Genomic DNA, 13,043 nt, shown 5'->3' with positions numbered 1-13,043 from the left:
GATGATCGACTTCCATAATATACAGCCTACTCCGCATTTTCCCAACCGATTCAGGCTTGTAGGGCAGAACCCGAGACCCGCCCGGCTATATACCCCACCCGGAGTGAGTCCGCGAACGGCGGGTGGGACGGGGTGGTCCCCCGCAGCTTGCTGCGGGATCCTGTCGACGGCACGTGTGACCCAACGCTCCCCAAACAGAAAACCGCCGGGCCTCAACAACCCGGCGGTTTCCCATACGTCAGTCAGTCCGTGCGAACGCTACTTCGCAAGGAACGGATACTTATAGTCGGTCGGCGGAATAAAATTCTCTTTGATCGACCGAGGCGAAATCCAGCGAATCATGTTCTGCATCGCGCCCGCCTTGTCGTTGGTGCCCGAGGCGCGCCCGCCTCCAAACGGCTGTTGTCCTACGACCGCGCCGGTCGGCTTGTCGTTGATGTAGAAGTTGCCTGCGGCGTTGCGAAGCGTCCGCTCCGCAAGCATCACCGCGTTGCGGTCAGTCGCAAACACCGCGCCGGTCAGCGCGTACGGCGACGTACCGTCGAGAATGTGCAGTGTCTCGGCATACTTGTCGTCGTCGTAAATATACAACGTCACGACCGGCCCGAAAATCTCCTCCTCCATCAACTTCGAATGCGGATCGGTTGTCACGACCACGGTCGGCTCGATGAAATACCCCTTCGACTTGTCGTAGTTGCCGCCCGAGATGATTTCATGACCGGGGGTCGCCTTGGCATGGTCGATATACGGTGTGATCGAATCAAACGCCGACTCATCGATCACCGCGTTGACGAAATTGGTGTAGTCCTCGGGATCGCCCATCTTGATTTCGCCGAGCTGTTTGAGGAGAACTTCCTTTATCCTCGGCCAGGTCGATTTCGGCAGGTAGCAGCGCGAGGCCGCGGAACATTTCTGTCCCTGGAATTCGAAAGCGCCGCGCGTGATGGCGGTGGCAACCTGCTCCGGCACCGCCGAGTTGTGGGCGATGATGAAGTCCTTGCCGCCGGTCTCGCCGACTATGCGCGGGTAACTCTTGTACTTCGCGATATTGTCGCCGATCGTCTTCCACATGTTCTGGAAAACGGCGGTCGAACCCGTGAAATGAATGCCGGCCAGGTGCGGGTTTTTGAGTACCGTATCGCCGATCGCGGAGCCGCGCGCGAATACCAGATTGATCACGCCACCCGGCAAACCCGCTTCCCGGAAGATCTTCATGATGAAATGCGACGTGTAGGTCGCGGTCGATGCCGGCTTCCATACCGCCACGTTGCCCGCCATGGCCGGTGCGCTCGGGAGGTTGCCGTTGATCGAAACGAAATTGAACGGTGTGACGGCAAACACGAACCCTTCGAGCGGGCGATAATCCATGCGGTCCCAGATACCGCGCGCGCTGTTGGGCTGCAGGCGGTAGATCTCCTGCATGAAATAGGCGTTGAAGCGGAAGAAATCCGCCAGCTCGCAGACCGCGTCGATCTCCGCCTGATAGATGTTTTTGGAATGAGCCAGCATAGTGGCGGCGTTCACGACTTCGCGGTACGGCCCGGTGAGCAGGTCGGCGGCTTTCAGAAAGATGGCCGCCCGGTGTTCCCACGGCACGTGGGCCCAGGTCTTCTGAGCTTCCACGGCGGCATCAACCGCCATTTTCACGTGCTCGGCCGTACCCTGGTGGTACTTACCGAGGACCAGTTTGTGGTTGTGGGGACAGCGTATGTCGACCGCGGTGTCGGTCTTGATCTCCTTGCCGCCGATCACCATCGGGACCTCTATCGGGTTGGCTTTCAGATGCTTGAGCGCCTTCTCCAGTCGGGCGCGCTCCGGCGAACCGGGCGCATAATCCTTGACCGGCTCGTTGGTGGGGGTGGGAATTTCGAATAAACCCATACGTTCCTCCGCGAATCTGCGGTGTTTATGACCAGCGTCTCGTTGCTTCGTTGAGCGGCAATCGGGCCGCGAATGGCGAATATAACAGGATCGTCAGAACGGGGCAAGCGCAACCGGGACTTCGATCGGGACAAGCCCGTTGACCGGCCCGAGACGTATAATCAACATGAGCAGCTAACCCGGGAGGTTTCCCATGCGACGAATTTTCGGTCTAGGAAGTGCGGTCGCAGCGGCGGTGGTGATCGTGAGCGGTATCATCAGCGCCGATGAACAAGCCACGCGTGCGCCGCTGCAGCAGGTGATGCCGGAACAATACGAAACGTACGGACTGTACAAGCTCAATGACGTCGAACAGGAGCAGCTGATCGAGAGTTTCGCTCTGGCCCCTGTACCGTCGTTCATGGACGGTTCCGCCGCGCGGTATCTCGAGAAGCAGGGGTACCGGCCGATCCGTATAATCGGGGCCGTTGTCGTCAACGAAGTCTTCGAGGAGCGTCTCCTGCTGGCCGTGCATGACTACGAGTTGGTCACGCTTGACCCGATCGGCGAGCCGTTTATGCTCGAACCGGGACGGTACTGGGCGAAGACCACCGGTACCTCGTGGGAGATTATCTATCCCGACGGCTCCGAGGTGACGCACTGGATGCGAGAGTTGCGGTGAGGACGATAGACCGCCGTATGTATCCGGCCGAGCCCGCGGGCGGATGCCATGCGGCACATTCGTGTATTGGGCCTATTCGCCCGGCTTAAACAACCCCAGCGTGTTGCCCTCTGGGTCGGCGAACAGCGCCATGCTGCCGATCCCCGGAATCGGTGTCGGCTTGAGTATCGTCCGACCGCCCAGCGACTCGATCCGCTTCAGATCGGCACCGAGATCGCTCGACTGAATGTAGATTGTAACGTACGGTCCGGTCGGTTCCGGCGACTGCCCGATTCCTCCACCGATACTCCCGGGCCCTTCTGCAGCCACCAGCCCGTACTGCATCTCACCGTACATTTGTATCTTCCAATCAAACGCCTTGCTATAGAATTCACGAAGCTGATCGCTTTTGGCGCCGCCGATTTCGAAATGAACCACAGGCTGTCCCATTGTATCTCTCCGTGTCTGATTCGTGTCGAGTGATTGTCAGGCGGGCTGGTGCGCCGTTTTCTGCGGCGCGCGGCCGTATTTCTGGGTGGCGAACCCGAGGATTATGCCCACCAGTGAACCGGGGATCATGATCTCCCAGTAGTAGTGGGTGCCGTCGGGGTTCGGCATCGCCGCCACCGCGAACGCCAGCGCCGCGCCGACAACAAGGCCGACCAGAAGACCGATCGGCAGCGAGTTCACTTTGCGGGCGACCAGCCCGATTATCACGCCGGCGATCACGCCTTTGATGGTCGAACCGATCACGATTCCCATAATCTGCGGGGCGACCTCAGGCGCGCTGACAAGCGCCGAGAGGCCGTCGATTGCGCCGAGCACGGCGCCCAGGATCAGCCCAAGTACGGGTTTGGACATGCGTCTCTCCTTATGCTGCTTCTGATTCAGTTGGTTTCGAGATTCTATTACGCGTCCGGCCCGGGTTCTTTAATAGCCAAGCAAAAATAGTATGAAAAACCGGACGAGAATATACGCCAGGATAATCAGGACGATAAACTGATGCCGGCCCACCCACCGCGCGGAGCGCTCCCACAGGTGGTCGCGGTAAGCTGTCACCGGACACCCGTCGAGCCAGCGCGTGATATCGTCCGACAGCTCGACCGCCGATTGGTAGCGAACTGTTTTGTTCAGCGCCATCGCTTTCATGCATATGGCCTCGAGCCGACGGTCGAGCCGCCGGTCCAACCGCCGCGGTGGGGGGAATTCCCCGTTGACCACCGCCTTGCGTATGGAATCACCGGAGACATCATCAAAGGGCCCGCGCCCGGTCTGGACGAAGTACAGCACGGCGCCGAGCGAGTAGATATCACTGCCGGCGTCGACTGCCGATCCATCCCCGGCCGCCTGCTCCGGCGACATATATGTCGGGGTGCCGCTAAGGGCGCCATCGGCAGTAGAACCTGCCGGTTGGTCGGGACCGTGCTCCCGGGAACGGTCCGGGGGAGTGTCCGGCAGTCGCCACGCGGCGATTCCCCAGTCCATGACCAGGACCTCGCCGAACGCCCCTAACATCATGTTGGATGGTTTGATATCGCGATGGATCACCCCCCGGGCGTGGGCGAATGCCACCGCCTCGCAAACCCGCTGAACCACCCGGAGCATGGCGGGCAGATCGTCCGGATGGCGCGGATGCTCCGCAAGCGTCTGCCCTTCGACGTATTTCATCGTGTAGTAAACCCGGCTGTCGGCCAGCCGTCCGACCTCGTGAATCGGGACGATACCGGGATGCTCCAGCTGCGCCACCGTTTGCGCCTCCCGAATCATTCGTTCCGACAGCGCACCGGTATCGTCCGGGATAGTCAGCACTTTCAGGGCTACTGCCCGATGAAGCCGGGTGTCGTCCACCACGAACACCGTCCCCATCCCACCGGTGGCCACTTTCCTGACCATGGTGTAGGGCGTGCCGGATAAATCAGGGTAGTCGATCAGGTGTCGAAGCCGCTCCAGATTGCTGTTGTCGAGAAATGTCATTATGGGTCGATTCCCAGTACGGTTCGGACTTCTTCGCGGTATTCCTCATCGGTCGCGGTCATATCCCTAATGGCTTCGAGCACGATCCTTCGGAATTCCCGCCGCGCCCACGCCAGGTAATTGGTTACCGCCTCGGTTGTCAATCCGTGTTTCGCGGCGAGAGCGGCGTATGTGAGAGGCTCGGCAGCTTCCTCACGGCTCAGGTTATAGTCGCAAAAGAGGACATAATGCGTCTTTTTCGCGGATTGCTCGCAAGTCTCACGCAGCTGGTCCACGGCAATCGATAACAGCGACCGAACCCACTCTATCTCAAACATCCTGTCCGGCGATGGATCCTGTGACGTGCCGGTCCGCTGTATCTCAAATTCCGCTGAATCAAAGTCAAGAGACAGAATCTCCGTGCTTCCTCCGCGCTTCTGGCGTGATTCTTTCTGTTCCTGATTCATGACAAACCGATCGAGGCACGTACGCAGAAAAGTACGGAACCGGGCGCGGGTCGGGTCATACGTGGCGAAGAAGCTCTTCTCGATTACGGCCACGAAGAAGCTCTGGGTGGTATCGGCTGCAGCCTCTTCCGGCATCCTGAATTTCAATCGAAGATATTTGTAGACGGGTTTCCAGTAGGCTTGAGCAATTACTTGCATAGCTCGTTTCCGTTCCGGTGCCGCCCCGTCGCGAAGCGCTGCAAGTGCCGAGTGACGAGTCCGGGGGAAACGTGAACCATCAGAATGAAACGTGGTGTCGTCAGTCATTTTTTGTCACACGCGATCGTTGTGCAATTGTAAGCGGGGTGCATGCGCGACATAATGTATCAGGTATCTCTCAGTTTGTCAGCCTGATTAACATGGTTGTGACAACTTTTGTCCCGATGATGTGACAGTTGTTGTCGCGCCGCGTGTGACAAAAGGGACCCCACGCTCCCTTTTTCTCTTGACAGGGCGCGTCCGCGATATAATATTGTACTCAGTCTTAGCGATTAACCAGTCTTCTTCAACTCAGAACAGATATTTTCCAGCAAATGTAGAGTCATTTGCCGTCGGTAGCGTACGGCCTTTCTCGCGACTGGCAAAACTGGCGTGTGACGGGCGTATGTGCGTAACGGCTTGACGACATGAATTGCAGGGGCCGCGTGAGTTCGTCATCACGACGTGACTCATCGTCAGAGCCCGCAATCTGTGTGGTAATTCACAGAAGAATACGAGTTTTTGAAAGCAGACAGTAAACGCAACAGACCCAAAACAAGAGGTGCCATGATGACCAATTGTAAGAAGATGACTACACTTCTTCTGGCACTCGCGGTGATATTCGGGATGGCTTCGGTCTCCTTCGCTGACAAGGAACCGATCGAGAATGTTCCAGCATCGATCAATCCGCTGTATGTTCGTCCGGGAACCGGTGACACACTGAAGGATCCGGATGAGACTATCAGGGAGGAAGAACCCGAATATGACCTGTCCGATCAGGCAAAGATGATGCAACCTCGAGTCTCCGACCTGACTCGGCAGTTCCCGTCAACCGCATTTTTGACCGAGAGCTTTGAAACATCCGTTCCGCCTGCCGGCTGGGGATCGCTCGTGACCAACGTTAACGATCCGACCGCCACCTGGCATCAGGCAGCCAGCGCCTACGACGGACTTGCATCGGCGCAGGTGCTATACGACGGGGTGTTAGTCGCCCCGCAGGATGAATGGATGTACACGCCGGCCCTCGACTTCAGCGCGGCGACAGCAGACCTCAAGCTGAATTTCGCCTGGCTGATGAGCTACTACTGGGGCGTGGATCCCTATGACAACTACGACCTCGAAGTCTGGATTTCCACGGACGGCGGCGCTACCTACCCGACCAAACTGTGGGATGAAAGCGGCGAGGGGGTGTTCTCGACGTGGGTATGGTATGAGGAATCGATCTCACTGGCGGCCTATGTCGGCCAGTCCAACGTGAAGATCGGTTTCCGTTACCTCGGACAGGACGGCGCCCAGGCTAACGTTGACTTCGTGTCGATCGAAGACAACCCGCCGCCGCTCGGCCGTTGCTGCTATGGCGACCCGCTGGCTCCGACCTGCGCGATGCTCACGATGTCCGCGTGCGACGCGCTCGGCGGCGACTGGGACATCTCGCTGGATTGCAGCACGCCGTGCCCCGTGGCCGGTGTGGGCGACGACTGCAACAACCCGATTCCGGTGACCGTTCCGCCGCTCGCCAGCCTGCCCTATACGCTGGCGAACCAGACCAACTGCGGTCATTCAAATTCGTACAGCAACACCTGTCTCGGCAGTTACGACGGTGGTGAGGACGTGATGTTCGAGGTGACGATCAGCCAGACCGGCTCCTACAATATCACCCTCGATCCGAAAGGATCCATCTGGAGCGGCATGTTGATCGATGCCTCCTGCCCGCCGAACGCCACCACCTGTCTCGGCGTCGTGAGTTCGTCGACCGGTACGCCGAAGATGATTGCAGGCCTCACGTTGGCCGCCGGTACTTACTATATCATGGTGGATACCTGGCCGACGCCTGACTGCATCCCCGACTTCGACATCACCTTCGAAGAGGCGCCTCCGGCCAGCGACTGCGGCAACCCGACGCTGGTGACGGTTCCTTCGATGGCCAGCCTGCCCTATACGGTCGCAGGACAGACCACCTGCGGTTTGTTAGACACATACAACAACACCTGTCTTGGTTACTATGACGGTGGTGAGGACCACATTTACGAGGTCACTATCACCGAGGGCGGCGTGTACCAAATCACGCTCGACCCGAAGGGCACGACCTATAGCGGTATGCTGATCGATGCCACCTGCCCGCCGAACGCCACGACCTGTCTCGGCGTCGTGAGTTCGTCGAGCGGTTCGCCGAAATCGATCAATGGGTTAACATTGTCGCCCGGCACGTACTACATCATGGTAGACACGTGGCCTTCGCCGACATGCATACCGAGCTATGACATCATTTTCAATGAGGCGCCGCTGCCTCCGCCGAACGATCAGTGCGCCAATGCGACACCGGTCGGCGAAGTAACGAACCTGCCGTGGTCGACTGAAGCGGCCGGACACGATGAGGCCGGTACCTGTTTGACGTCGCCCAACATCTGGTACGTCTATACGCCGACCATGACCGGTAACGCCATTATCAGCCTCTGCGGTTCATCGTTTGACACCAGAATGGCCGTGTACGACGGCTACAGCTGCACGCCGCTGCCCACGCTGATCGAGTGCAACGACGACGCCTGTGGTCTGCAGTCAGAGGTCCTGACGCCCGTGATCGCAGGCCAGCAGTACCTGATCGAAGTCGGCGGATATTCGGCGAACGTCGGTACCGGTGTCCTGACCATTTCGGTCTGCACTCCGCCGTACAACGACAACTGCGAAAACGCCAATATCCAGACGACCTTCCCGGCCGTCATCACCGGCGACAACACGTGTTCGTCGAACCAGTGCACTTCGTTCCCGGGCAACCATGTCTGGGAAGCCTTCACGCTGACGGCTGACGCCAACGTGACAATCTCGTACCAGGGGACGACCCCGGCGTTCGAAAACGCCTGGTTGAACCTTGCGCTGGATTGCCCGTGCACCGGTCTGGCCGACGGCTTCACGTATGCCGGCAGCTACACGTTTGCTCCCGACGGCAACGTCGTGATCAACTGGGCGTGCCTGAAACCCGGCACCTACTACTATCCGGTGCTCGAGGAACCGGGTGCGTCCGGCCCGTACCAGCTGACCATCAGCGCCAGCTTCTACGCCACCGGCTGCTACTGCCCGGCTCAGTCGAACTCGGCTGCGTACGAGTATATCAGCCGTGTTGAGCTGGTTGATATCGACAACTCGTCCGGCGCCAGCAACTACACCGACTACACCGCGCTCCAGACGACGCTGTACATCGGCCGCACCTACCAGGCGACGGTCGAAGTCGGCAGCGGCTACTCGACCGATGAGGGCTGGCTGTTTATCGACTGGAACAACGACTTCGACTTCGACGACGCTGGTGAGACGATTGCCATGGCCGGTTCACCGGGTGCGGGTCCGTATACGGCCACGCTCGTCCCGCCGGTCGGCTCTGTCGAGGCACCGACTCGTATGCGCGTCCGCATGTTTGACGGGTACTACAATGCCCCGACTCCGTGCGGCAACACCAGCTATGGTGAAGTCGAAGACTACACGCTGGTCCTTGACAGCTATGTCTGCGGCGACGCCAATGGCGACGGTGTGCTGGATATGAACGATGTCCTCTACCTGATCGGTTACATGTTCCAGTACGGACCGGCTCCGGTGCCGTACTTCGCAGGTGACTGCACAGGCGATGATATCGTGAACATCAACGATGTGGTTTATCTGGCGGGGTACCTCTTCCATGGAGGCAATCCGCCGGTCTGCCCGTTCTAATCTCACCGTTTAGAAACCGTTAATCGTGAAACTGCCTGCCCAGCCTCAGGGCAGGCGGTTTCTTTTTGGATGAGCTCTGGTGCAGTTCACTACCCCATAGCCGGATGACCAATCGGATTTGCGAATTTCCGTGGCGGAAAGTCAAGAGGTCGGCAAGGGCGAATCATAGTCAATGGGCCGCATCACTGCTGCCCACCAACGGTGCGGCTTCCGGGACGGGATCCGGCTGCGTTCTGCCCCAATCCACATTTTCTGGGAGAAAAAAAGCGACCCCTACGGGACTCGAACCCGTGTTACCGCCGTGAAAGGGCGATGTCCTAACCACTAGACGAAGGGGTCGTTCTGGCGAATCTGTCATCCGGCGTGCGCCGGAAAGTCCACTATAATACGGTTTTCGAATAATCTGTCAAGCGGTTATAGCGCCAAAACAGCGTTTCACTCACCCGGTTCCCCGCCTGTCGCCCACAAACGGACCTGGTGTTACGGGCCACTCTCGTGCCCCGCGCGCCTCCAAATCCAGTCCCCGAGTCTGGGTCGCTCAACGAGGTCCGAGCACCGTGAAATGTCCTCAGCCACATTCCCGCACAGTGGGACCCGCTCATATTCCCATTGTCTAATAGAATATTACAGATTGTTGAAAATGAAATTCCGTAACTGCCGACTCAATAGCCGCTTGACAAACATATGCTTCAAAGGAGATATTCTCACCGAGGGGGCCCGTACGTTCGTAACCGGGTGAGATGGCAGGGACGAGAGGGTGATCTGTCCCGTCGCACGGATGCGACCCCGGTTGCCTTGTTTTCAATGCTCCCCTCGCCCGAATCGGGCCAACGAACCGCTTCTCGAGTCCCCCCACTTCACGCCCTGTCGTTTGCCTGCGACTCACCGGTCAGTACCGCCATCGTCATCGACGCCCGGATCAGCGGTTTACAACCGGGATCATCCTCCGCCCACACCCTCCGCCTCACAGAACATCAACCGTGAGCCGGCCCTGACCACCCTCCCCTCGGCCACGAATCCCTTTCCATCAGCCGCCCGCATCAGCTGGACAGTGATGTTCACCGACAGCAGATTTTCGTCCTCCGCCAGTAGTGTCCACGCCGCCATTCCCGCCGCCGCATCGGCCAGCGATACCAGCACCCCCGCCTGCAGATATCCGTTTTGCTGGGTGAACTCGCCGCGTGACGGCATGCGCACCCTCACGCATCCGGGCGAAATGTCGGTCAGTTCAATTCCGAAATGCGCGTGCAGCGGTGTCGCGGCGTGGTAGCGTCGCACCGCCTGCACATAGTCGGCTCGTTTCGGGATCAGTGTGCCCATATGCACATGACCTTTCTTGTTGTTGCTTTGCATCTCCCCCGCGATCATTATAACCGCATGTCTGGCGGATCGAAACGGTTTGTTGCCATCGCGGTCTTCACGGCTCTTCTGATCGTCCTCGTCAATCTGGCGTGGTGGTTGTCCTACCGCCGAACCGAAGCGCTGCTCGAGGACCAGCTTTCGCGCAAACTCCGCGCCGTGGCCGAGACGGCCGCCGCGTCTATTGATCCGGCGCTTATCGACGGTCTGATGCTCGACGACGCCCGTTCGTTTTTGCAGGTTGTCTCCATTCTCGAAGCCGTGCGGGGATCGGACTCGCTGGCCGAGGCGTTTATCCTCGACGATCGTTACCGTTACCTGGCCAGCACCACGCTGGAGACCGACAGCCTGTATTTTCTTACCGTCCTCAACGGACCCTGTATCGATTCCGTACTGTTCGGCGAGCCGTCGCATGCCCTGGTCAGCGCCACCTACCGGTCCGGGGCGGTCTACCTCAAGTCGGCGTTCGCCCCGCTGTATGATTCGGACCGGCTGCTGGTCGGCGTGCTCGGTCTCGAAGCGAGCGTCGATTACTTTGACTCCCTCGGGGAGCTTCGGCGCAATCTCTACTACTCCACCGTCCTGTCGCTTGTCGGAGGAATCGCGCTTGGAGCCGTTTTCCTCGGCCTGCAGCGCAAGATCAATGCGGCGGAACGAAAGCTCTTTCTGGCCGAAACCGAAACTTACCTCGGGCGGATGGTTTCCGTCGTGGCGCACGAGATCAAAAATCCAATGATGATTATCCGCGGTTCGGCCGAACGGATCGCGCGGAAAAGTCCATCCGAAGAGTCTCAGTACATCATCGAAGAAGTCGACCGCCTCAACCAGATTGTCTCCGGATATCTCGAGTTTGCCGGCAACCGCACGTCCATTCTGGCCGCGGAGTCCCCCGAAGCGTTTGATCCCGCCGAACTGGTCGCCTCGCTTCGGTCGCACGTGCTCCAGCGCTATGACGACACGCCGATCGAGTGGCTGGGCAACGTTCCCGCCGGGATCCAACTGACCGGGTACCGTCGCTCGCTTCGTCAAGTACTGCTCAATCTGTTGATCAACGGAGTCGACGCCTGTCTCGACGCCGGGCTTCCCGTATCGGTTGGGATCGACCTGTCATCGGACGACCGCACTCTGATATTCCGTGTAGTCGATCGGGGTCCGGGGATCGATCGTGCCGGGCTGAAGCGGTTGTTCGACCCGTTTTATACGACCAAACAGACCGGCTCCGGTCTCGGTCTGTACATAAGCCGCCGAATCATTACCGATATGGGCGGCGCCCTCGATATCGAAAGCACCGTGGGCTCCGGCAGTTGCGTGACTATCCGCCTGCCGAAAAAACCGACAACATAACTATGGCACGAATTCTTGTAGTAGACGACGAACCGAAAATGACCTCGCTGGTCTGCGGGACGCTCGAAGACGATGGGCACTCGGTCCAGACGACTACCCGGCCCAAAGAGGCGCTCGACCTGATCGACCGGCACTCGTTTGACATTGTCATCACGGACCTGTCGATGCCGGAGATTTCGGGAATGCAGATTCTCGAGCGGGCGCTGGCGCGTGGCGGGATCGACGTCATCATCATGACGGCGTACGGTACGGTCGAGTCGGCGGTTTCGGCCATGAAACAGGGGGCGGCGGACTATCTTATCAAGCCGTTCTCGCTCGACGAGCTGTCCCTGTTAGTGGACAAGCTCGTCAAACAACAGAAACTGCAGGCGCTCAGCGGCCATTACAAGGCGGAGCTCGGCAGCGCACAGTCGACCGATCTGATCGGGACATCGCCTGCAATCCGGAAGGTCCGCACCATGATCGACCAGGTGGCGCCCACCGAGGCCACCGTGCTTCTGACCGGGCGGTCGGGCACCGGGAAGGAACTGGTGGCGCGACGGATTCACGAGAAGTCGAAACGCGCCGCCGGCCCGTTTATCGCCGTGAACTGCGCCGCCATCACCGAGACTTTGCTCGAGTCGGAGTTGTTCGGCCACGAAAAAGGCGCGTTCACCGGGGCTGCAGAGCGAAAGCGGGGACGGTTTGAACTCGCCGAAGGAGGAACGATCTTCCTCGACGAAATCGCGGAAATGTCGCCCGGCATGCAAACCAAGTTGCTTCGGGTGCTCGAAGAACGCGCGCTCGTCCGCGTGGGCGGTGTCGACACGATCACTATTGATGTCCGGGTGGTCGCCGCTACCAATAGAAATCTGAAAGAGGAAATCGCTTCCGGCGGTTTCCGCGAGGACTTGTACTTCCGGCTGAACGTGTTCCCTATTCCCCTGCCGCCTTTAGCAGAGCGCGGCCGCGATGTCATTGAACTGGCCGGGCGCTTTCTCGAAACGCAGGGATACCGGTACCCGGAGCTTACCGCCGATGTCCAGGAGATCCTGCTCCAGTACGACTGGCCCGGTAATGTTCGGGAACTGCGCAATGTCCTCGAAAGAGCTGTGATCCTGGCCGGGGGAGAGCCGCTGACGCCCGACGAGTTTTCGCTTGATCTCGATAACGCGCCGATCGGCTCGGCCACCGGCAGCGGATCGGGCGGTCTGGAGAACCGGGAACGGGAGATGATTCTCGATGCGTTGGCGAAAACGGGCGGCAATAAAACGGAGGCTGCCCGGCTGCTGAAGATCACGCGACGCCGCCTGTACAGCCGCATGAAGGTGCACGGAATCAAGCCGTAAGCCGGGCGGAGCACGGAGCCGGCGCAGGAGCATGTCTGGGAGCATGACCGAAAGTGGGCCGTCAGGGACAGATTCCGTACCGGGTGGTACACCACCATCAGGCCGGGGATCGTTTGGTTGATGGGTATGTATTGTGCA

At 59.3% G+C, this 13,043-nt stretch carries 10 protein-coding genes and 1 tRNA gene; 4 read left to right on the top strand and 7 right to left on the bottom strand.

The window, feature by feature from the left end:
* Nucleotides 1-258: 258 nt before the first annotated feature.
* Nucleotides 259-1,881 (bottom strand): L-glutamate gamma-semialdehyde dehydrogenase, encoded by a 1,623-nt coding sequence (pruA, locus tag RBT76_15135; protein MDX9859117.1) that lies wholly within the window; start codon nucleotides 1,879-1,881, stop codon nucleotides 259-261.
* Between the two features lie 193 nt (nucleotides 1,882-2,074).
* Between pruA and RBT76_15130 the strand changes: the two genes are divergently transcribed.
* Nucleotides 2,075-2,542 (top strand): hypothetical protein, encoded by a 468-nt coding sequence (locus RBT76_15130; GenBank protein ID MDX9859116.1) that lies wholly within the window; start codon nucleotides 2,075-2,077, stop codon nucleotides 2,540-2,542.
* A gap of 72 nt (nucleotides 2,543-2,614) precedes the next feature.
* Here the strand turns inward: RBT76_15130 and RBT76_15125 are convergent, their stop codons facing one another.
* The 4 genes from RBT76_15125 to RBT76_15110 all read right to left on the bottom strand — a co-directional run bounded on the left by RBT76_15125 (nucleotide 2,615) and on the right by RBT76_15110 (nucleotide 5,139).
* The gene (locus RBT76_15125; GenBank protein MDX9859115.1) at nucleotides 2,615-2,971 is read right to left on the bottom strand and encodes a VOC family protein; all 357 of its coding nucleotides are present in this window, start codon (nucleotides 2,969-2,971) and stop codon (nucleotides 2,615-2,617) included.
* Between the two features lie 36 nt (nucleotides 2,972-3,007).
* Nucleotides 3,008-3,382: a hypothetical protein gene (locus RBT76_15120; protein ID MDX9859114.1), complete on the bottom strand. Its 375-nt coding sequence runs from the start codon at nucleotides 3,380-3,382 to the stop codon at nucleotides 3,008-3,010.
* A 69-nt stretch (nucleotides 3,383-3,451) separates the two neighbouring features.
* A complete protein-coding gene (locus tag RBT76_15115; GenBank protein ID MDX9859113.1) occupies nucleotides 3,452-4,495 on the bottom strand; it encodes a serine/threonine-protein kinase in 1,044 nt (347 codons plus the stop codon).
* A complete protein-coding gene (locus tag RBT76_15110) occupies nucleotides 4,495-5,139 on the bottom strand; it encodes an ECF-type sigma factor (GenBank protein MDX9859112.1) in 645 nt (214 codons plus the stop codon). The genes RBT76_15115 and RBT76_15110 overlap by 1 nt, the downstream gene beginning before the upstream one ends.
* Before the next feature lie 606 nt (nucleotides 5,140-5,745).
* Between RBT76_15110 and RBT76_15105 the strand changes: the two genes are divergently transcribed.
* A complete protein-coding gene (locus RBT76_15105; GenBank protein MDX9859111.1) occupies nucleotides 5,746-8,874 on the top strand; it encodes a GEVED domain-containing protein in 3,129 nt (1,042 codons plus the stop codon).
* A 267-nt stretch (nucleotides 8,875-9,141) separates the two neighbouring features.
* On the opposite strand, the gene RBT76_15100 is transcribed toward RBT76_15105, so the two are convergent.
* Nucleotides 9,142-9,213 (bottom strand) — tRNA-Glu (locus tag RBT76_15100).
* A 600-nt stretch (nucleotides 9,214-9,813) separates the two neighbouring features.
* Nucleotides 9,814-10,194: a PaaI family thioesterase gene (locus tag RBT76_15095; protein MDX9859110.1), complete on the bottom strand. Its 381-nt coding sequence runs from the start codon at nucleotides 10,192-10,194 to the stop codon at nucleotides 9,814-9,816.
* A 57-nt stretch (nucleotides 10,195-10,251) separates the two neighbouring features.
* Here RBT76_15095 and RBT76_15090 point away from each other — a divergent pair, with 57 nt between their 5' ends.
* Both RBT76_15090 and RBT76_15085 read left to right on the top strand, forming a co-directional pair.
* Entirely contained in the window at nucleotides 10,252-11,577 is a 1,326-nt protein-coding gene (locus tag RBT76_15090) for a HAMP domain-containing sensor histidine kinase (protein MDX9859109.1), read from the top strand.
* A 2-nt stretch (nucleotides 11,578-11,579) separates the two neighbouring features.
* Nucleotides 11,580-12,905, top strand: coding sequence for a sigma-54 dependent transcriptional regulator (locus RBT76_15085; GenBank protein MDX9859108.1), 1,326 nt, complete (start codon nucleotides 11,580-11,582; stop codon nucleotides 12,903-12,905).
* Nucleotides 12,906-13,043 lie beyond the last annotated feature (138 nt).

The organism is Candidatus Zixiibacteriota bacterium (assembly GCA_034003725.1).
In the GTDB taxonomy this organism is placed as follows: domain Bacteria; phylum Zixibacteria; class MSB-5A5; order GN15; family FEB-12; genus WJMS01.
The sequence above is the reverse complement of the archived record's forward strand: the minus strand, read 5'-3'. Positions and strand labels throughout refer to the sequence as shown.